The organism is Enterobacter sp. 168J2 (assembly GCF_034107265.1).
Classification (GTDB): domain Bacteria; phylum Pseudomonadota; class Gammaproteobacteria; order Enterobacterales; family Enterobacteriaceae; genus Enterobacter; species Enterobacter nematophilus.
In genome coordinates, this window is record NZ_JAWNEB010000001.1 from 647,009 (window position 1) to 666,855 (window position 19,847).

Consider the following 19,847-nt stretch of genomic DNA (forward strand, 5'->3'; position numbering starts at 1 on the left):
AAAGTGACCTGACGCAATATTTGCGTTTTGATGCTTACTGATAATGTTGTCACAAAAAGTGAGGGTGACTGCATGGATAAATTACTTGAGCGTTTTTTACAGTATGTTTCGCTGGATACCCAATCTAAGCCGGGTGTCCGCCAGGTGCCAAGCACCGAAGGCCAGTGGAAGTTGTTAAACCTGCTTAAAGAGCAGCTTGAGGCCATGGGGCTGGTCAACGTCACGTTAAGCGAAAAAGGCACTGTGATGGGAACGCTGCCGGCGAATGTGCCTGGTGATATTCCGGCGATTGGCTTTATCTCCCATGTCGACACCTCTCCGGATTTTAGCGGCAAACACGTGAACCCGCAGATTGTGGAAAACTACCGCGGCGGCGATATTGCGCTGGGTATTGGCGACGAAGTGCTCTCTCCTGTGATGTTCCCGGTGCTGCACCAGCTGCTCGGCCAGACGCTGATCACCACCGACGGCAAAACGCTGCTGGGGGCGGATGACAAGGCGGGCATCGCGGAAATCATGACGGCGCTGGCGGTGCTGAAAGATAAAAACATCCCGCACGGGGACATCCGCGTGGCCTTTACCCCGGACGAAGAGGTGGGTAAGGGCGCGAAGCACTTCGACGTGGAAGCTTTTAACGCGCAGTGGGCGTACACCGTCGACGGCGGCGGCGTGGGCGAGCTGGAGTATGAAAACTTCAACGCCGCCTCGGTGACCATAAAAATTGTCGGAAACAACGTTCACCCGGGCTCTGCCAAAGGGGTGATGGTGAACGCGCTGTCGCTGGCGTCGCGTATTCATGCGGAAGTCCCGGCGGAAGAGAGCCCTGAACAGACCGAGGGGTATGAGGGCTTTTATCACCTCACCAGCATCAAAGGCACCGTGGACAGCGCGCAGATGCATTACATCATCCGCGATTTTGACCGTAAAGCCTTTGAGGCGCGCAAGCGCAAAATGATGGAGATCGCCAAGAAGGTTGGGAAGGGATTGCATCCTGACTGCTATATTGAGCTGATCATTGAAGACAGCTATTACAATATGCGCGACAAGGTGATGGCCCATCCGCACATTCTGGATATCGCCCAGCAGGCTATGCGCGACTGCGATATTGAACCGGTCTTAAAACCGATTCGCGGCGGCACTGACGGCTCGCAGCTGTCGTTTATGGGGCTGCCGTGCCCGAACCTGTTTACCGGTGGCTACAACTACCACGGCAAGCATGAGTTCGTGACGCTGGAAGGAATGGAAAAAGCGGTGAAGGTGATTGTGCGGATAGCGGAGTTAACCGCGAAGCGGTAAGCAAAAGCCCGGTGGCGCAGGGCCACCGGGCATTAAAGCAACTCAGTCCTCAAAGAACCAGTATCCGCTGTTGACCAGCGCGGCTAGCATCGCGAGGAAGGACGGATCTTCCAGCGCATCGCCAAAGGTGTCGGCAGTCAACACCAGATGGCTGGCAATGGCTTCCAGCGCCGGGCGGTGCGGGGAGTCGAGCTTCTCACCGTTGACGAAGACCTCTTCACCAATGCGCAGCACGCGCAATCCGCCCAGACGAACCAGCTTGTCACCCTGCTGCAGCGCATCATAAATCTCGTCTGCCTGATACGGCGGCTCCGGCGGTGCAACGTCCAGCTCGTGGCGCGACTGGCTGATAAACTCGCCAAACCATTGTTTAAAGTGCTCCGGCTCGTTGATCAGATCCAGCATCATGCCGCGCAGCTTATCCAGCTCTTCCGGCAGGATGTCAGCAGGATGTTCGCGCGCGGGCACGTCCGGATCGCTGTAGCGATAGCTGCCCAGCTCGCGCTGCAGGACGTAGTCGGCAAAGCCGCTGATCATCTCGCGGCCGCTCGGCGCGCGGAACCCGACGGAGTAGTTCAGCGAGTTCTCCAGGGAGTAACCTTCGTGAGGGAAGCCTGGCGGAATGTAGAGGATATCGCCCGGCTCCAGCTCTTCGTCGATAATGCCTTCGAATGGGTCAACCTGAAGCAGATCCGGGTGCGGGCAGTGCTGTTTCATCGGCACTTTTTCGCCCACGCGCCAGCGGCGGCGGCCCGTACCCTGAATGATAAACACGTCGTACTGGTCCAGATGCGGACCCACGCCGCCGCCAGGTACGGAGAAGGAGATCATCAGATCGTCCATGCGCCAGTCGGGCAGGGCGCGGAACGGGCGCATTAGCGCGGCAGTCGGCTCGTGCCAGTGGTTGACCGCCTGCACCAGCAGCGACCAGTTGCTTTCGCCGAGATGATCGTAACTTTCGAAAGGACCGTGGCTGACCTGCCATTTCCCGTCCAGGTGGCTGACCAGGCGGCTGTCGACTTCGTTTTCCATGGCCAGACCGGCCAGCTCGTCAGGTGAGATAGGGTCGACAAAGTTGCTGAACCCGCGTTTCAGAACCACCGGGCGCTTTTGCCAGTAACGTTCAATAAATTCGGGCCAGTTAAGTGTTAAGTGATAATCCATATTTTTTTATTCCGCAGGCTCTTACTGACTCGGATTATAACGGAAGCTCAGCCCCCCGGCTGCGAGATCCTCGCATTTTTCACATAACGGGTTAACTATCGTCCGATGTGGGCTGCTGACGACCAAAAATCACTTCCATTCTGGCCCCGCCGAGCAAGCTTTCGCTGGTTTCGATTTTTCCGTCGTACTGGTCGACAATCTCGCGGGCGACGGCTAAACCCACGCCCTGACCGGGGCGCAGCGTATCCGCTCGCTGACCGCGATCGAACACCACATCACGTTTATTGAGCGGGATCCCCGGGCCATCATCCTCAACGATAACGTGTAACTCGTTATCCGTCTGGCGCGCCGACACTTCCACAAACTCCAGGCAGTATTTGCAGGCGTTATCTAACAGGTTGCCCATCACTTCCATAAAGTCATTTTTTTCACCGACAAAGCTAATCTCAGGCGAAATATCGAGGCTAATGTTCACCCCTTTACGCTGATAAACCTTGTTGAGGGCGGACGTGAGATTATCCAGCAGCGGGGCCACCGGGTGCAGCTCGCGGCTCAGGAGCGCGCTGCCGGAACGCATGCTGGCGCGATGCAGATAGTAGCCAATTTGCTGCGAGATTCGGCTGATCTGCTCCAGCATCACCGGCTCGGCATCGTCGACGCTCAGCCTTGAGCTGCGCATGGAACGCAGGGTGCTTTGCATCACGGCCAGCGGCGTTTTCAGGCTGTGGGTGAGGTCGGTCAGGGTCGTACGGTACTTATCATAGCGTTCACGCTCGCTTTTGAGCAGGCGATTGAGGTTACGCACCAGGCTGGTCAGCTCACGGGTGGTTTCCGGATTGAGCTTTTCACGATGGTGTTCCTCAAGCTCGCGCACCTCTCGCGCCAGGGACTCAATAGGGCGCAAGCTCCACCAGGCTGCCAACCAAAGCAGCGGGATCACCAGCAGCAGGTTTGCGGCCAGAACATAAACGAACCAGCCCCAGACCTTATAGGAACGTTTTAGCTCAACCGGAATGGTGTCGATCACCACAATGGTCAACTGCGGCATGTTCATGGTCGCCGGGTAGATATTGATCGCCACCGAGTGCGTCATTTCCGTTTCGGCATCGTCAGCACGGATTTCATTGAGCTTTTGCTGCATCGAGCGATCTTCGCGGATCAGCGTGCTGGTGGTGTTGAGATCGGCTTCTATCTCATGAAACCCGTTGGTTTTGAGCCACTCCGGACGAATGCTTTTCGCCAGCCACGGAATATCGCGTTGCGCCCAAAGCAACTTTCCCTTTTCGTTATAAATCAGGGCTAAAGTGGGGCTCTGTTGATCCAGGTTCTCCGGCATTTCAACGGTGATATGGTTGTCTTCCCATTTGGCCAGGGTATAAAACAGGTTACTTTCGCCGCGTAATAGTCGAAAGGTCGTTTTATCAAAGCTGACGCTGTAGCCCACCAGGGCGACCAGACCGTAGGAGAGCGACAGCACCAGCACCACCGCGGCCGTTGCCAGTAAAAAACGAACCCGCAGCGAGAGGGGCAGAATGTGGCGCAAAATCCGTCTCATTTAGCGTAATTCGAACAGGTAGCCCTGGCCGCGGACGGTCGTGATCACGTCCTGCGGATACTGCGCCTGGATTTTCTTACGCAAACGGCCCATCAGCACGTCAATGGTGTGACTCTCGCGCAGCTCAGCGTCAGGGTAGAGCTGGAGCATTAAAGAGTCTTTGCTCACTACCTTGCCGCTGTTACGGATCAGCGTTTCCATAATGGTGTATTCGAACGCGGTGAGCTTTATCACTTCATCGTTGATCGAAAGCTCGCGCCGGGAGAGATCCACCTGGAAAGGCGGAATGGAGATAACCTGTGAAGCCAGCCCGCTGTTGCGGCGTAACAGCGCCTGCATGCGCGCCGCCACTTCTTCAATATGGAACGGTTTGGTGACGTAATCATCGGCACCGGCGCTGAGCACTTCAACTTTGTCCTGCCAGCCTTCGCGGGCGGTGAGAACCAGAACCGGCAGGGAAACGTCATGGCTGCGCCAGCGACGAATTAACGACAGGCCGTCTTCATCAGGCAGGCCTAAATCGACAATGGCGATGTCCGGCAGATGTTCATTGAGATAATAATCGGCTTCTTTTGCATCTTCAGCATCGTCCACCTGATGTCCCATCTCCTGAAGCTGAACCTTCAGGTGGTGGCGTAGCAATGCGTTATCCTCAACAACCAGTACGCGCATCATCTTTTCTCCCGGAATAAATAGTATGAATAGTTTAACGCTGATTATGTTGCTGTGGGGATAAACATTCAGTAAACCGGGGAAAAGCAACCCCCTTTCCGGGCGGAAAGGGGGGAAGGGACGTTACTTCAGCTCATCAACCATGGTGATGGCGCGACCAATGTAGTTCGCAGGGGTCATCGCCTTCAGGCGGGTTTTCTCTTCTTCCGGCAGTGCCAGAGCGTCGATAAACTGTTTCATGCCTTCGGCATCAACGCGTTTACCGCGGGTCAGCTCTTTCAGCTTCTCGTACGGTTTTTCGATACCGTAGCGGCGCATCACGGTCTGAATCGGCTCTGCCAGCACTTCCCAGTTGTGATCCAGCTCGTCCAGCAGACGGTCACGGTTCACTTCGAGCTTGCTCACGCCCTTCAGGGTGGACTGATACGCGATCAGCGCGTAGCCAATGCCCACGCCAAGGTTACGCAGCACGGTGGAGTCGGTCAGGTCGCGCTGCCAGCGGGAAACCGGCAGCTTGCTCGCCATATGCTGCAGTACGGCATTCGCCAGTCCCAGGTTGCCTTCGGAGTTTTCGAAGTCGATTGGGTTCACTTTGTGCGGCATGGTGGAGGAGCCAATTTCACCGGCGATGGTTTTCTGCTTGAAGTGGTTCAGCGCGATGTAGCCCCACACGTCACGATCGAAGTCGATCAGGATGGTGTTGAAGCGCGCGATGCAGTCAAACAGCTCGGCAATGTAGTCGTGCGGCTCAATCTGGGTGGTGTACGGGTTCCACTGAATGCCCAGCGAGGTCACGAACTCTTCGCTGAACTGGTGCCAGTCAACTTCCGGGTAAGCGGCGATGTGGGCGTTATAGTTACCGACCGCGCCGTTGATTTTGCCCAGAATTTCAACCTGTTCCAGCTGACGGTACTGGCGCTCCATACGGTACGCCACGTTCGCCATCTCTTTACCCATCGTGGATGGGGTGGCTGGCTGGCCGTGAGTACGGGAAAGCAGCGGAATGTCGCGGTATTCCACGGACAGCGCTTTCACCGCGTCGATGATTTTACGCCAGTAAGGCAGCACCACTTCTTTACGCGCGGTGGAGAGCATCAGCGCGTGAGACAGGTTGTTGATGTCTTCGGAAGTACAGGCGAAGTGAATGAACTCGGATACCGCGTGCAGGGCCGGGACGCTTTCCACTTTCTCTTTCAGGAAGTACTCAACCGCCTTCACGTCGTGGTTGGTGGTGCGTTCAATGGTCTTAATGCGCGCGGCATCTTCTTCGCTAAACTCAGCAACGATTTTATCAAGGTAATCGTTTGCCTTTTCGTCAAAAGCAGGAACTTCCTTGATTGCTGCCTGGGCGGCCAGCTTTTGCAGCCAGCGTACTTCAACCTGAACACGGAACTTCAGCAAACCATATTCGCTGAAGATCCCGCGCAGCGCGCTGACTTTATCGCCGTAGCGTCCATCGACAGGGGATACGGCGGTCAGTGAGGATAATTCCATAATTCGCAACTCCGGGAGGTTAACAATGAGCAAGAATTTGTTTTGCCTGAGTGGTCAGGCGATTACGAGAAAACATTAACTGCAGGCGGCCACCGCCAACCTGATGCCACAGCACGGCGGCGCGGATCCCAGCCAGCAGGGAAGCGCGGACCTTCGCCTGCACCTGCGGGCTTTGCAACACGGCAGGGGAGCCGGTGACCTGAATGCGCGGGCCCAGCGGGCTGATAACGTCAACGTAAATGCCCGCCATGGCGCTCAGCAGCGTTTCAGACTGCAGGTCAAAATGGTCGAGCTGACGCTGTAGCCCGGCGATGCGATCGCCCAGGGTATTGAGCGCGCCTTTCGCCGCGCTCAGCTTACGCTCCAGCACCATCAGGCTTAAGGTGTAGCGGGTCAGTTCCGCGTTTAACCCCTGACGGCTGCTGGCGTTAAGCACGCCAAGCAGGGTTTCAAGACCGAGACGAAGATTGGTTTCACTGCCGCCGAACACGCCCAGGGTTGAACCGGGGTTGAGGTCGATAACGCTGTTGAGCGAAACGTGCAGGGCATCAGCGTCACAGTGACCCTGATGCGCCAGCTGTTGCACCAGACGAGCAGACTGGCAAATTCCTGCCAGCGCCAGGGTGATGTCATAGTAATTCTTCGCCACACGGTCTCCTTTATGTGTGCAATCGGTTAAACAGCGGGCAGCGGCAGGCGCTGTTCAATGATCCCGCCGCCCAGGCAGATTTCGCCGCTGTAGAAGACAGCAGACTGGCCCGGGGTAACGGCGGCGACCGGCTCGTCGAAACGGACGTCAATGCGGTCGTCATCGAGCGCGGTAATGGTGCAAGGAATATCGGTCTGGCGGTAGCGCGTTTTCACCGTGCAGCGAAGCGTGCCTTTCAGCGGCTCGCGATCGACCCAGTGAAGCTGCTGCGCGATAAGGCCAACGGACATCAGACGCGGATGGTCATGGCCCTGGGCGACAATCAGAATATTGTTTTCGACGTCTTTATCGACCACGTACCACGGATCTTCGCTACCTTCTTTAGTTCCGCCAATACCCAGGCCTTTACGCTGGCCTAAGGTGTGGTACATCAGCCCCTGATGCTGACCAATCTCGTCGCCGTCAACGGTGACAATTTTCCCCGGCTGTGCAGGCAGGTAGCGGCCCAGGAAATCACGGAATTTGCGCTCGCCGATAAAGCAGATACCGGTAGAGTCTTTTTTCTTCGCGGTGATCAGGTCCAGCTCTTCGGCAATTTTACGCACTTCAGGCTTTTCCAGTTCGCCGACCGGGAACAGGCTTTGCGCAATCTGTTCATGGCTTAGCGTATAGAGGAAGTAGCTCTGGTCTTTATTGCCGTCGAGGCCTCGCAGCAGCTGGCTTTTGCCATTCACGTCCGCACGACGCACGTAGTGACCGGTCGCAATGTAGTCAGCGCCCAGATCTTCCGCGGCGAATTCCAGGAAGGCTTTAAATTTGATCTCTTTGTTGCACAGAATATCCGGGTTCGGGGTGCGTCCGGCTTTGTACTCCTCAAGGAACAGTTCAAAGACGTTGTCCCAGTATTCTGCGGCAAAGTTAACGGTGTGCAGTTCAATGCCGAGCTTATCGCATACGGCCTGCGCGTCGGCGAGATCCGCAGCGGCAGTGCAGTATTCCTCGCCATCGTCTTCCTCCCAGTTCTTCATGAACAGGCCCTCCACCTTATAGCCCTGTTGCTGTAACAGGTAGGCGGAAACGGAGGAATCGACACCGCCGGACATGCCGACGATCACTTTTTTCTGGCTATTATCTGACATGGAATACTCACGACATTGAACTTCAAGGCGGCGTATTCTATCACGCCCCCCCACCGTTGACACCCTCTGTAAACGGCCAGTTAAATTCTCCGATGACCTCCAGCGGCAGGCGTGCGCCTGACTGCCAACAGCGGATGCTTTCCGCAACCAGCGGCGAGCGCAGGTTTGGCGCGTTCAGGATCTCCTCGGCGGTGACCCACAGGCAGCGATCGATATCGTCATCATGCGGTTCTGTGGCGCACGTTTCGCTAAGCTCAACGGCGAATAAAAAGCGCAGGAATGGGGTGCTGTCGGGCGCAATCCACTGGTGCATGCGGATGAAGTGCTGGGGCTCCGCGCGGATGCCGGTCTCTTCCCAGAGTTCACGTTTTGCTGCCTGTAATAAGGTTTCATTGGCTTCCAGATGCCCGGCTGGCTGATTCCACAGCGCCCTGCCGTTGATGCTCTCTTCTACAACCAGGAATTTACCCTGCGCGTGCACCACGCAGGCGACCGTGACATGAGGTTTAAACATCGTTTCTCCTTAAGGGGCTACGTCCCGCCATTCACCGTTTGCCAGGGAATCCAGCGTGTAGCTGCCCATGGCGTAGCGAATCAGGCGCAGGGTAGGGAAGCCCACGTGGGCGGTCATGCGCCGAACCTGACGGTTACGGCCTTCATACAGGGTGATTTTGAGCCAGCTTGTCGGAATGGATTTGCGCTCGCGAATGGGCGGGTTACGCGGCCACAGCCACTCCGGCTCATTCACGCGTTCAATACCTGCGGGCAGGGTGGGACCGTCGTTCAGCGTCACGCCGCTACGTAGTTTCGCCAGCGTCTCTTCGTCCGGCTCGCCCTCGACCTGAACGAAGTAAATTTTTCCGGTGCGTTTGCCCGGCTGCGTGAGCTTCGCCTGCAGAGCGCCGTCGTTGGTTAAGACCAGCAGACCTTCGCTATCCCGGTCCAGACGACCGGCGGCGTAGACGCCCTGAACGGGGATGTAATCCTTCAGCGTGCTGCGCCCGGCCTCATCGGTGAATTGCGGCAAAACATCGTAGGGTTTATTGAACAAAATCACCCGCTTCGGCTGGTTTTGCTGGGGTCTTTTGGTGGCTTGTCGCGAGCTGAATCGCTCAACCCGGTGTTTTGTAAAAGAAGTTTTCTTCATGGTATTTTCAGGCGTTATCAATTGCCGCATTATAGCCTAATAACGAAGACCTTTCATGGCGCAGGACAATCAGGTACTATCGAAGGGCTCATTACAATTTATTAACATAAGATCAGTAACAACCAGAAGCGCTCGAAGGAGAGGTTAATGGAAAGCAAAGTAGTTGTTCCGGCGGAAGGTAAAAAGATCACCCTGCAAAACGGCAAGATTAACGTTCCTCACAATCCGATTATCCCGTTCATCGAAGGTGACGGTATCGGCGTAGACGTTACCCCGGCAATGCTGAAAGTGGTTGATGCCGCTGTTGAGAAAGCCTACAAAGGCGAGCGTAAAATTTCCTGGATGGAAATTTACACCGGTGAGAAATCTACTCAAGTTTATGGCCAGGACGTCTGGCTGCCAGCGGAAACGCTGGACCTGATCCGCGACTACCGCGTTGCTATTAAAGGCCCACTGACCACCCCGGTCGGCGGCGGCATCCGTTCCCTGAACGTGGCACTGCGTCAGGAGCTGGACCTGTACGTGTGTCTGCGTCCGGTTCGTTACTATCAGGGCACCCCAAGCCCGGTTAAGCACCCAGAACTGACCGACATGGTTATCTTCCGCGAAAACTCAGAAGACATCTACGCGGGTATCGAATGGAAAGCTGACTCTGCTGACGCAGAAAAAGTGATTAAATTCCTGCGCGAAGAGATGGGCGTGAAGAAAATTCGCTTCCCTGAGCATTGCGGTATCGGCATCAAGCCGTGCTCCGAAGAAGGGACCAAACGTCTGGTGCGCGCGGCAATTGAATACGCGATCACCAACGACCGTGACTCTGTGACCCTGGTTCACAAAGGCAACATCATGAAGTTCACCGAAGGCGCGTTCAAAGACTGGGGTTACCAGTTGGCGCAAGAAGAGTTCGGCGGTGAGCTGATCGACGGCGGCCCGTGGCAGAAGATCAAGAACCCGAATACCGGCAAAGAGATCGTCATTAAAGATGTGATCGCCGATGCGTTCCTGCAGCAGATCCTGCTGCGTCCAGCGGAATACGACGTGATCGCCTGTATGAACCTGAACGGTGACTACATCTCCGACGCCCTGGCTGCACAGGTTGGCGGTATCGGTATCGCCCCAGGCGCGAACATCGGTGACGAATGCGCCCTGTTCGAAGCAACCCACGGTACTGCGCCTAAATACGCCGGCCAGGACAAAGTGAACCCAGGCTCTATCATCCTCTCCGCAGAGATGATGCTGCGCCATATGGAATGGTTCGAAGCCGCAGACCTGATCGTCAAAGGTATGGAAGGCGCGATTAACGCGAAAACCGTAACTTACGACTTCGAACGTCTGATGGAAGGCGCTAAGCTGCTGAAATGCTCAGAGTTTGGCGACGCGATTATCGCGAATATGTAATCCAGATTCTGGATCAAACAAAACGGGAGCCTGATGGTTCCCGTTTTTTTATTATTCTTTTAGAAGGGATAAATAATATTTGTTCCATCGCTATAAAAAATTACGTCCTCAGATGGTATCAATAGTATTTGGGTGTAGCGCCAAATATTCAGAAGCCAAATCGCCAGCTAGCTGGCTGATTTTTTCGGATCAGATTGTTCGTAATAAACGAGCTTAAGCCCTTGCTCACCTGACTGCAAAAGCAACGGATATTTGCTACCCTAAGGAAGATAACGCTTTAGATCCAGAGCGTTCGAAAGTTAATGGAATAAATTACGATGAGTGAAAATGATACTATCCCAAAGAAGTCTACAAGCCAGATTAACAAAGCGGTATTCTTCACATCTGCTTTGTTAATTTTCCTTCTTGTCGCCTTTGCCGCTGTATTCCCGGATTTGGCAGACAAAAAATTCAAACTGCTTCAGCAACAAATATTCACGAATGCCAGCTGGTTCTACATTCTTGCTGTCGCCCTGATTTTGCTGAGCGTCACTTTCCTCGGCCTTTCGCGCTACGGTGATATCAAACTGGGGCCGGATCATGCCCAGCCTGATTTCAGCTACCATTCCTGGTTTGCGATGCTTTTTTCGGCAGGGATGGGGATCGGCCTGATGTTCTTTGGCGTTGCCGAACCGGTAATGCATTACCTTTCGCCACCCGTCGGCACCCCTGAAACCGTAGCCGCAGCGAAAGAAGCCATGCGACTAACGTTCTTCCACTGGGGGCTGCATGCCTGGGCCATCTATGCCATTGTGGCGCTGATTCTGGCATTCTTCAGCTACCGTCACGGTTTGCCGTTAACGCTGCGTTCTGCACTCTATCCCATCATCGGCGATCGCATCTATGGGCCAATAGGCCATGCAGTCGATATTTTTGCGGTGATAGGGACGGTCTTTGGCGTTGCCACATCGCTGGGTTACGGTGTTTTGCAGGTTAATGCCGGTCTGAACCACCTTTTTGGGGTGCCCATCAATGAAACGGTGCAGGTCATTCTGATTGTAGTCATCACGGGGTTAGCGACGATTTCAGTGGTGTCCGGTCTGGACAAGGGAATTCGTATCCTCTCTGAACTCAATCTGGGTCTGGCTGTTTTACTCCTGGCGCTTGTGCTGTGTCTTGGACCAACCGTCCTTTTACTGAAATCATTTGTCGAAAATACCGGCGGTTATCTTTCGGAATTAGTGAGTAAAACCTTTAACCTTTACGCCTACGAACCGAAATCAAGCAACTGGCTTGGTGGATGGACGCTATTGTACTGGGGATGGTGGCTTTCCTGGTCGCCGTTTGTCGGTATGTTCATCGCGCGCGTATCCCGTGGCAGGACAATTCGTGAGTTTGTTACGGGCGTGCTGTTTGTTCCCGCTGGTTTTACCCTCATGTGGATGACGGTGTTTGGTAACAGCGCCATTTATCTCATCATGAACCAGGGAGCCACTGACCTGGCAAATACCGTCCAGCAGGATGTCGCGCTGGCGCTGTTTAATTTCCTGGAACATTTCCCGTTCTCGTCAGTGTTGTCATTTATTGCAATGGCGATGGTTATCGTGTTCTTTGTCACCTCGGCTGACTCCGGGGCAATGGTTGTTGATACGCTGGCGTCTGGCGGCGTCGCGAACACGCCTGTCTGGCAGCGAATTTTCTGGGCATCGCTCATGGGAATTGTTGCTATCGCATTGCTGATTGCGGGTGGCCTGAGCGCGCTGCAAACCGTAACGATAGCGAGCGCATTACCGTTCTCCGCGATCTTATTGATCTCAATTTACGGACTGTTAAAAGCCCTGCGTCGAGATTTGACCAAACGTGAAAGTCTGAGCATGGCGACGATTGCGCCGACTGCCGCACGTAACCCTATTCCGTGGCAGAGAAGGCTGCGTAACATTGCCTATCTGCCAAAACGCTCTCTGGTGAAACGGTTTATGGACGAGGTTATTCAGCCTGCCATGACGTTGGTTCAGGAAGAGTTGAACAAGCAGGGGACCCTGAGCCATATCAGTGATGCGGCTGACGATCGTCTCCGGCTTGAAGTGGATTTAGGCAATGAGCTGAACTTTATTTATGAAGTAAGGCTTCGTGGCTACAATTCGCCTACTTTTGCGCTTGCCGCGATGGATAATGATGAGCAGCAGGCGGAGCAGCACCGTTATTATCGCGCAGAAGTTTATCTGAAAGAGGGCGGTCAGAATTATGATGTGATGGGCTGGAATCAGGAACAGCTTATTAACGACATACTTGACCAGTATGAAAAACACCTGCACTTCTTGCACCTGGTTCGTTAATATGTTTTGCCGCCCTTAGGGCGGCATTACGTTAGGGTAGGCACTCTCTTCCAGCAGGAAAAAAATAATGTTAGCCACCATTCTTATCGCTGTCGTTGCATTCATCCACATCTACATTCTTGTGCTGGAAATGTTCCTGTGGAACACCAGAACAGGGCACAAGGCCTTCAATCTGCGTCCCGATTTTGCGCGCGATACCCGCGTGCTCGCCGCGAATCAGGGGCTGTATAATGGTTTTCTGGCTGCGGGTCTGCTCTGGAGCCTCTGGCTTGGTGAAAAGGGTATATCTGTGGCCATTTTCTTCCTGACCTGCGTGTTGATTGCCGGTCTCTTTGGCGCAGCGACCGCCAGCCGAAAGATACTGTACGTTCAGGCCCTGCCTGCTCTTGCAGCCCTGCTTGCCCTGCTTATCTGACGCAGCGCGTTGGTTAACCGTACGTCGTCGGATATACTTGTGGCTTCCCCCTCAGAGGTTAACGCTGTTATGAATAACGAAATCCCACTCAAGTATTATGACATCGTCGAAGAATACGCGACGGAAGCCACAAAGCCCGTGAGTGAGTCAGAGCAGGACTCGCTGGCGCATTATTTCCAGCTTCTTCTCACCCGTTTGTCGAATAATGAGGAGATCGATGAGGAAGCTCAGCAGGAGATGGCGCGTGAAGCCGGGGTTCGTGCCGAACGTATTGACGATATTGCGAATTTTCTCAACCAGTGGGGAAACGAGTAGCCTACCGCGCGATCCCAGCGAGTCGCTTCGCAAGCTCGCTCCGGGTGACGGATTTTGAGAAATACCATCCCTGAATCAGCGCCTCGGGGTATCTTTCAGCAATAAAGCGATACTGTATTTCGCTCTCTACGCCTTCGAAAACAAGCGTTTTATTCAGTTTTGCGAGGGCGTCGCTAAAGATGACAAAAATGTTCTGCTTGTAATGTTCACTGATGCCATCGACCAGCGACTTGTCGATTTTGATCTCATCATATTCAAGCAGCGATAGCCTTGCCAGGTTTGAGTTTTGCACCCCGAAGTCATCAATGGATATTCTCACGCCAAGATTTTTTAAATCCTTGCAGAAATCTTCCAGAATATTCCCCGTTGAAATAGCTTTTTCAGAAAGCTCGATTTTTATCAGAGAGAGCGGAATGTTATTAGCTAAACAGCTACGGCGCAAAATGCTGATAAACTGTCCGTCTTCAATTTCCGTTCGGCCAACATTGAGCGAAACAACCAGATGATATTTAATAATAAGCGGTGCGATATCCGAAAGGGATTTTTGCAAAATATTAATATAGTAATTTTTATACAGGCCGATTTTTTTGATTAATGGAATAAACAGTTCCGGGGAGACGTCACCGTATCTTGCGTCACGCCATCTCGACAAGACCTCCACGCCCACAATTTTTTTATCCTCAATCCGAACAATCGGCTGGTAATGAACGCCGATGGTATTAGTGATAACCGCTTTGACCAGCGTCCGCTCCAGAGAGAACCGGTCCTCGTTGAGTCGAAAGAAAAATAGCGTTATCGCAATCCAGACAAAACATAAAATGACCGCGAGAACGATAAACACGACGGGAGATAACGAGGCCAGTCCCGCGTTGTGATGCTTCACAATGACGCACAAATCCCAGGAGGTGCTGCACTGGGTGAGGGTCAAGGTAAACAAGGAGGAATGTAGTTCGCTCTGTTGGTTAAATTCAGGCGTAGCCGAAAAAAATGTTCTGCTTAAGTCCCTGGTGGTGGTGCTCAGAGAATAGCTCTCCGTAACCGGGGTGAATTTATCGTAAGCATAGCGGGAGGTGAAGATAATGTGATTATTATAGATGGCCGCATTGCCGGTAAAAAAATCTTTTCTGGAAAATTGTGCGAGGAGAAATCCTCTGGGCGTTTCATGGAGTTCTTCAGGAAGCGGAACAGGGTTAACGAGTTTACCCCAAAAAGCGGTACAGACTATTTTTCCCTTTTCAGTAAAACCGACGTCTGCAACATAGAGGCTTTCAAGCTTGACCTGCCGGTAGCGATCGAGACTGTCTTTGTCGCATCCCTGTGTGGTCAGGTTTTTGAGGGTCTGCGCTACGCTCTGGGTCAGACCTTCTGAGTGCTGTAAAAGGGTACGGGAAATCTCAAGCTGTTTGCTTTTCTGCTGGCTCACGATAACTGCATTTACCGCAAAAAGAGACAGGAAGACCAGAAACGCTGAAACGATAGTAACGGCAATGATCTTTTTCATTTTCCAGATACCCTGTCCGCTCCCTCATCTCTCAAATCTTATCACAGGCAGGACAAGCTACAAGCCTGATAATAACGGCGGCCGTTACGCTTAAGTGCAATTCGTTTTCCTCTTAACCTGAGCTTTGTTACAGTGACAAGAGTTGTCAGCCAGGGATGCCAGGCGTGATAAGGTGGAAAAGCTCGTGCATGTGAAAAATACTTTTTACACAACAACCATTACCGTCATCATTGTCTCATTGATTGTTTCATTGTCGCTTGCCGTCCAGATTGCCACGTCCCGACAGCAGTCAATTCAGCAGATCAATACCAGCGTTGCCAACCTGAGCCATACCCTGAACGTCTACACGGAAGGGATCATTCGCCAGAGTGAAATGTTGATTACTACCGTTTCTGACACAATTGAAATTTATGGTATGACCCCGCAACAGGCGATCAATATTCAGCGAATGATAAGCAATCAGGATAATCTTCTTACTCAGATTAATAACGTGGTTGTCTATGATGCGCATGGGGATATCTTCACTGCATTGCACAAGAATTTTGCCGGCCCGCATAAAGGCGCGGACAGGGCATTTTTTGTCTATCACAAGGAAAATAAAAGTCAGCAGATTTATATTGGTGAGCCGGTGATAAGCAGAACCAATGGTAAATGGGTTATTACCCTTAGCCGACGCCTTGAAACCCACACCGGTGCATTTAACGGTGTTGTGGTGGTGACGCTGGGTATCGAAAATTTTTTGGCGCTTTATGGACAGATTAATATTGGTCACGCGGGCGTTATTGGTTTAACGACGCAAGCAGGCGTTTTACTGATTCGTTATCCCTTTAAAAATAACTATATCGGTACGATTTTTTCTGACTCACCTCTCTTCAGAAAATACCTCAAGGTACAAAATACAGGTATAGCCAGCTCCGTCTCCCGGTTTGATAAAATCGAACGCATTTATGCCTATGAGAAAAACAGGCGCTACGGACTGGTTACCACGGTAGCGGTAAGCATTGATGAAGCCCTTTCACCGTGGCGCAAGCAGGCGATTCAGCTTGCCGCACTTATTTTGGTGTTTACCGCGACGCTCATCGTGGCGTCCTGTTTCCTCTATTCCGACTTATCCAGAAAAGCACGGGATAACAAAGCGCTAAAGATTATTGCCTCGGAGGATGCGCTGACAGGGCTTTATAACAGGCGCATCTTTGATGAAAAAATCCTCTCGGAAATCGCGGCGTGTGCGACAAAGGACGCGCCGCTTTCGCTGCTCCTTGTGGATGTGGACTACTTCAAAAAGTACAACGATAACTACGGCCATCCGGAAGGGGACAGATGCCTGGCGTTGCTGGGAAATTGCCTCAGGGAAAGCCTCACCCGCGACAACCAGGTTGTGGCGCGGTATGGCGGGGAGGAGTTTGCGGTGATTTTGCCTGAAACGGATATCCAGGAGGCGCTCCGCCTTGCGCAGGCAATTATTCGCAATGTTTTCTCTCAGCAAATTGAACACGCGTTTAGCCCCTTCGGGCGGGTCACGGTAAGCGTGGGGGTCTCCAGCGCGCGTGCTGTCAATATCTTGGGTAGCCAGCAGAATATTATTAATGCTGCCGACCAGGCGCTCTATCAGGCAAAACGCGGCGGACGCAACCGGCACGCTTTCGTTGGAGCTTGATCAAAAAAAAGCCCACTCAAGAGTGGGCAAGAAATACTGGAAGCAATGTGAGCAATGTCGTACTGAATACCTGAGTATTTTTCTCAACTATTCAGTGTTGAGAAAGATAATCTTTCTCAACAAAAGATGCAACCCCACAGTTCTTGTGGAAGGGTGTGTTGATGAAGAAATGCGCAGACTCTCTCTGTGAGGCTTATCACAAATTTCCTTTCTCAGATCCTGTGCTATCCTTTTTGTGTCGTTGATTTAATGACAAAAACCATACAGAGAGGAAAGTTATGGGAATTTTATCCTGGATTATCTTTGGGCTTATTGCGGGTATTCTGGCGAAGTGGATCATGCCGGGCAAAGATGGCGGTGGGTTTATCGTCACCATAATACTGGGTATTGTCGGCGCGGTAGTCGGCGGTTGGATCAGTACGCTGTTCGGTTTTGGTAAAGTCGATGGCTTTAACTTCGGCAGTTTCGCGGTCGCAGTGATCGGCGCGCTGGTTGTGCTGTTTATCTACAGAAAGATCAAAAGCTAATACTGAAGCGTTAAAAAGGCTGCCAGATGGCGGCCTTTTTACGTAACGGGGTTACCACCAGCCAAACTGCGTGCCGGCAAACGCCACGACGGCCACGATCAACATAATCAGGGTGGTTTTTCTCATTTATGCCCCTGGAGCCGCGTAACCACCGACAAAAAACCACGCCAGAAATACCACCGCCGTTATAAAAATAACGACCGGGAAGAGGATCCCTATTCTCATATCATCACCTGTTTCGGTTTTTGTAACGCCGTAGAGTGTACGGGGTTAATCCATCGTGAGAAAGCCTGTTTTACTTTTTCCTTTCTTATCCTGATACATCGCGATATCCGCGGCACGTAACGCACTGTCCGGATCGGTTACGCCGGGATCCACTTCGATAACGCCGAGGCTGGCGCCAGGATAAATAATGCTGATGCTACCCAGCCAGTATTCCCCCGCAATTCGGGCGCTGAGGCGCGTTCTGAGAAGGTGAATTTGCTCCTCATTCTTGACGTTGCTTAGAGTGGCTACCAGAAACTCATCGCCGCCCAGCCGACCGATGATATCGTCCTGCTGTTTTTCTGCGGTCAAACGCTTGCCCACTTCAATCAGGAACTGGTCGCCTGCTTCGTGCCCGTACCGATCGTTAATCAGTTTGAAATCATCCAGATCGATAAAGGCAATGATGGCGTTACGTTTCAGATGACGCGCCAGGGAAAACAGGGTGGTCAGATCCTCAAAAATGGCGCGACGGTTGGGTAATCCTGTAAGGGCATCCGTGTAGGAGTGCGCGATAAGCGCCGCGTTGGCTTCACGGAGCTGAGTTACCAGAGACTCTTTCTGAATGTACTGACTAATCAATCCGGCGAAGAGTTTTAGCATTTGTTCACCGCGCGCGCTGAGCGGTTTTTTGGCCGTGCTGGTGGCGCAGAGCGTACCGTATAGCGAGCCATCGGCAAGATGAACGGGGATGCTCATGTAAGTGGTAATGCCGAGTGCTTTCGCCGCTTCACACTCCGGCCAGCGCTCGGGAACATCGTTACTGAACAGCGTGTCGCTATCGAGCGCGCGCTTACACAGCGTTTCATCCCACGGCACGCTCAGCCCCTCGGGGATCGTCATCTGCTTGCTGTTTCGGGCATAGAGGATGTGCTGCAGCCGCGCTTTGATATCCACCTTCGTCAGGTATGTCGACTCCATGTCGGTGACGATTTCCAGCATCTCCAGCAGCTGGCGAACAAGACTTTCAAGAGATTGCTCAGTGGCGAGGGTTTCTGAAACACGGGCAAGGATAATATCCGACATGACGTAGAAAGACTCCCAGGCAGAAGACGTCTGCATCTGCATGTTATGCTGAATTCGTAGGCTTCCGGCATAGTTAAACATGAATGCAGAAAATTTAATACAGGCTGAAAGAAGGGGGATTGGGCGGGGAAAAAAAGCCCCGTTGTTGAGAGCGGGGCAAAGACATCTTGATTACGGAATGATGTTCTCTGGTCAAAGTGAGAACATGCCAGACTATAGCGTTGAAAAGTGCAGTTAGAATGGAGAAATCATGGAGAAAGCGGCGACAAGCCGTTACCCTTAGCCAACGATGATGTTAAAAGGATCAACAAGATGAGATTTCTGCTACTGGCGCTGGCGCTTCCCCTGGTTGCCTGCACCGCAAAAACAACCCCACCCGACGCCCCGAAACCACCGCACGCCGTGGGCATGGCGAACCCGGCTTCCGTTTACTGCCTGGAAAAGGGCGGGGAACAGGTCCCGATTCAAAGCCCGCAGGGTGTCCGCACCGAGTGCAAGCTGCCTGGCGGCGAAGTGATCGACGAATGGACGCTCTATCGTCGCGATCATCCGCAACCCGCCAGGTGACAGAGGGATAGTAGCTGCGATACACTTCTCTTTAGGATTATTCTTAGCCATTGTCTGGCTACCGTTACCGCGAGAGAAGTATGTTTCAGCTTAAACCGGGCAGCATGGCGATGATCGTTGGTGCCCGCACGGCGTCAGGCCGTCGCAATATTGGTAAATCCGTTGAGCTATTTGGCCTTTGCCAGCCCGGCCAGCGTTTCGTTAACCCGGTCAACGGCGTGATGACGCAGTTACCCGCAAGCGCGGACCGCGCGCTCTGGCTGGTGACGGGAGACGTCTACGCCTTTGACAATCAGCACGGCTTTGCGTTTGTCCGCGCCGAACACCTGATGCCGCTTACCCCGGACGAAGCTCCGCAAATTCAGAATGCGCTGACGGTCGGCTGATCACAGCTGACGCAGCCAGTCGGCTAAGACCAGAGCGTGATTCTGCTTCGTGTCCTTCGCGCCGTAGAGCAGGGTTACGGTCTGCCTGTGCGCCAGCGCCGCCAGACGCTCTCCCTCGTCCTTATGCTGCGCCAGCTCGTCCTTGTAGGCTTGAGTGAAGGTCGCGAAATCAATCGCTTCGCTATGAAAGTCCTTGCGTAACGCACTGGACGGCGTGAGCGTTTTACACCATTCGTCATACGCGAGGTCCGTTTTTTTAACCCCGCGGGGCCAGAGCCTGTCCACCAGAACCCGATAGCCATCGTCCGGGCTTGCCTGCTCATAGACGCGTTTGCACTGAATCATGATTCCACCCTCCCA

General features: G+C 53.1%; 21 protein-coding genes. 9 read left to right on the forward strand and 12 right to left on the reverse strand.

Annotated elements, in window-relative coordinates; translation table 11 throughout:
• The first annotated feature begins 72 nt into the window (after positions 1-72).
• Positions 73-1,296 carry a peptidase T gene (gene pepT, locus USG84_RS03175; protein WP_151413193.1) on the forward strand — a complete coding sequence of 408 codons (1,224 nt, stop codon included), beginning with the start codon at positions 73-75 and terminating at the stop codon, positions 1,294-1,296.
• Between the two features lie 42 nt (positions 1,297-1,338).
• On the opposite strand, the gene USG84_RS03180 is transcribed toward pepT, so the two are convergent.
• From USG84_RS03180 to rluE, 8 genes are all read right to left on the reverse strand, one after another.
• The gene (locus USG84_RS03180) at positions 1,339-2,460 is read right to left on the reverse strand and encodes a JmjC domain-containing protein (protein ID WP_151413194.1); all 1,122 of its coding nucleotides are present in this window, start codon (positions 2,458-2,460) and stop codon (positions 1,339-1,341) included.
• A gap of 91 nt (positions 2,461-2,551) precedes the next feature.
• Positions 2,552-4,015 (reverse strand): two-component system sensor histidine kinase PhoQ, encoded by a 1,464-nt coding sequence (phoQ, locus tag USG84_RS03185; RefSeq protein ID WP_253541574.1) that lies wholly within the window; start codon positions 4,013-4,015, stop codon positions 2,552-2,554.
• A complete protein-coding gene (gene phoP, locus USG84_RS03190; RefSeq protein ID WP_025911763.1) occupies positions 4,016-4,687 on the reverse strand; it encodes a two-component system response regulator PhoP in 672 nt (223 codons plus the stop codon).
• 123 nt (positions 4,688-4,810) lie between these two features.
• Positions 4,811-6,181: an adenylosuccinate lyase gene (gene purB, locus USG84_RS03195; protein WP_151413195.1), complete on the reverse strand. Its 1,371-nt coding sequence runs from the start codon at positions 6,179-6,181 to the stop codon at positions 4,811-4,813.
• Between the two features lie 19 nt (positions 6,182-6,200).
• Positions 6,201-6,830, reverse strand: coding sequence for a high frequency lysogenization protein HflD (hflD, locus tag USG84_RS03200; RefSeq protein ID WP_013097081.1), 630 nt, complete (start codon positions 6,828-6,830; stop codon positions 6,201-6,203).
• Between the two features lie 26 nt (positions 6,831-6,856).
• Positions 6,857-7,969 carry a tRNA 2-thiouridine(34) synthase MnmA gene (mnmA, locus tag USG84_RS03205; protein WP_061098546.1) on the reverse strand — a complete coding sequence of 371 codons (1,113 nt, stop codon included), beginning with the start codon at positions 7,967-7,969 and terminating at the stop codon, positions 6,857-6,859.
• Positions 7,970-8,009: 40 nt separating this feature from the next.
• Positions 8,010-8,483 carry an NUDIX hydrolase gene (locus tag USG84_RS03210; RefSeq protein WP_151413196.1) on the reverse strand — a complete coding sequence of 158 codons (474 nt, stop codon included), beginning with the start codon at positions 8,481-8,483 and terminating at the stop codon, positions 8,010-8,012.
• A 9-nt stretch (positions 8,484-8,492) separates the two neighbouring features.
• Positions 8,493-9,146 (reverse strand): 23S rRNA pseudouridine(2457) synthase RluE, encoded by a 654-nt coding sequence (rluE, locus tag USG84_RS03215; RefSeq protein ID WP_151413197.1) that lies wholly within the window; start codon positions 9,144-9,146, stop codon positions 8,493-8,495.
• Positions 9,147-9,263: 117 nt separating this feature from the next.
• Between rluE and icd the strand changes: the two genes are divergently transcribed.
• The 4 genes from icd (at position 9,264) to USG84_RS03235 (ending at position 13,559) form a co-directional block, all read left to right on the forward strand.
• Entirely contained in the window at positions 9,264-10,514 is a 1,251-nt protein-coding gene (gene icd, locus USG84_RS03220) for an NADP-dependent isocitrate dehydrogenase (RefSeq protein ID WP_061098543.1), read from the forward strand.
• Between the two features lie 317 nt (positions 10,515-10,831).
• A complete protein-coding gene (locus USG84_RS03225) occupies positions 10,832-12,829 on the forward strand; it encodes a BCCT family transporter (RefSeq protein ID WP_253541576.1) in 1,998 nt (665 codons plus the stop codon).
• 67 nt (positions 12,830-12,896) lie between these two features.
• Entirely contained in the window at positions 12,897-13,244 is a 348-nt protein-coding gene (locus tag USG84_RS03230; protein ID WP_151413198.1) for a DUF1304 domain-containing protein, read from the forward strand.
• Between the two features lie 69 nt (positions 13,245-13,313).
• Positions 13,314-13,559 (forward strand): DUF2543 family protein, encoded by a 246-nt coding sequence (locus USG84_RS03235; RefSeq protein WP_028012755.1) that lies wholly within the window; start codon positions 13,314-13,316, stop codon positions 13,557-13,559.
• A 1-nt stretch (position 13,560) separates the two neighbouring features.
• On the opposite strand, the gene USG84_RS03240 is transcribed toward USG84_RS03235, so the two are convergent.
• Positions 13,561-15,060 carry an EAL domain-containing protein gene (locus USG84_RS03240; RefSeq protein WP_151413199.1) on the reverse strand — a complete coding sequence of 500 codons (1,500 nt, stop codon included), beginning with the start codon at positions 15,058-15,060 and terminating at the stop codon, positions 13,561-13,563.
• A 172-nt stretch (positions 15,061-15,232) separates the two neighbouring features.
• Here USG84_RS03240 and USG84_RS03245 point away from each other — a divergent pair, with 172 nt between their 5' ends.
• Together USG84_RS03245 and USG84_RS03250 are read left to right on the forward strand one after the other, a co-directional pair.
• On the forward strand, positions 15,233-16,717 hold the full coding sequence (locus USG84_RS03245; RefSeq protein ID WP_253541578.1) for a diguanylate cyclase: 1,485 nt from the start codon (positions 15,233-15,235) through the stop codon (positions 16,715-16,717).
• A gap of 278 nt (positions 16,718-16,995) precedes the next feature.
• Positions 16,996-17,244 (forward strand): GlsB/YeaQ/YmgE family stress response membrane protein, encoded by a 249-nt coding sequence (locus tag USG84_RS03250; protein WP_028012758.1) that lies wholly within the window; start codon positions 16,996-16,998, stop codon positions 17,242-17,244.
• A 126-nt stretch (positions 17,245-17,370) separates the two neighbouring features.
• Here the strand turns inward: USG84_RS03250 and USG84_RS03255 are convergent, their stop codons facing one another.
• Entirely contained in the window at positions 17,371-17,469 is a 99-nt protein-coding gene (locus USG84_RS03255) for a YoaK family small membrane protein (RefSeq protein ID WP_014883431.1), read from the reverse strand.
• 45 nt (positions 17,470-17,514) lie between these two features.
• Positions 17,515-18,534 (reverse strand): sensor domain-containing diguanylate cyclase, encoded by a 1,020-nt coding sequence (locus USG84_RS03260; RefSeq protein ID WP_253543481.1) that lies wholly within the window; start codon positions 18,532-18,534, stop codon positions 17,515-17,517.
• Between the two features lie 312 nt (positions 18,535-18,846).
• Between USG84_RS03260 and USG84_RS03265 the strand changes: the two genes are divergently transcribed.
• Together USG84_RS03265 and USG84_RS03270 are read left to right on the forward strand one after the other, a co-directional pair.
• Positions 18,847-19,101, forward strand: coding sequence for a DUF333 domain-containing protein (locus USG84_RS03265; protein WP_045261615.1), 255 nt, complete (start codon positions 18,847-18,849; stop codon positions 19,099-19,101).
• A gap of 80 nt (positions 19,102-19,181) precedes the next feature.
• Complete coding sequence (locus USG84_RS03270) at positions 19,182-19,487, forward strand: hypothetical protein (protein ID WP_061098538.1); 306 nt, start codon at positions 19,182-19,184, stop codon at positions 19,485-19,487.
• Here the strand turns inward: USG84_RS03270 and USG84_RS03275 are convergent, their stop codons facing one another.
• Positions 19,488-19,832 carry a DUF488 domain-containing protein gene (locus tag USG84_RS03275; RefSeq protein ID WP_253541582.1) on the reverse strand — a complete coding sequence of 115 codons (345 nt, stop codon included), beginning with the start codon at positions 19,830-19,832 and terminating at the stop codon, positions 19,488-19,490.
• Between the last annotated feature and the right edge of the window lie 15 nt (positions 19,833-19,847).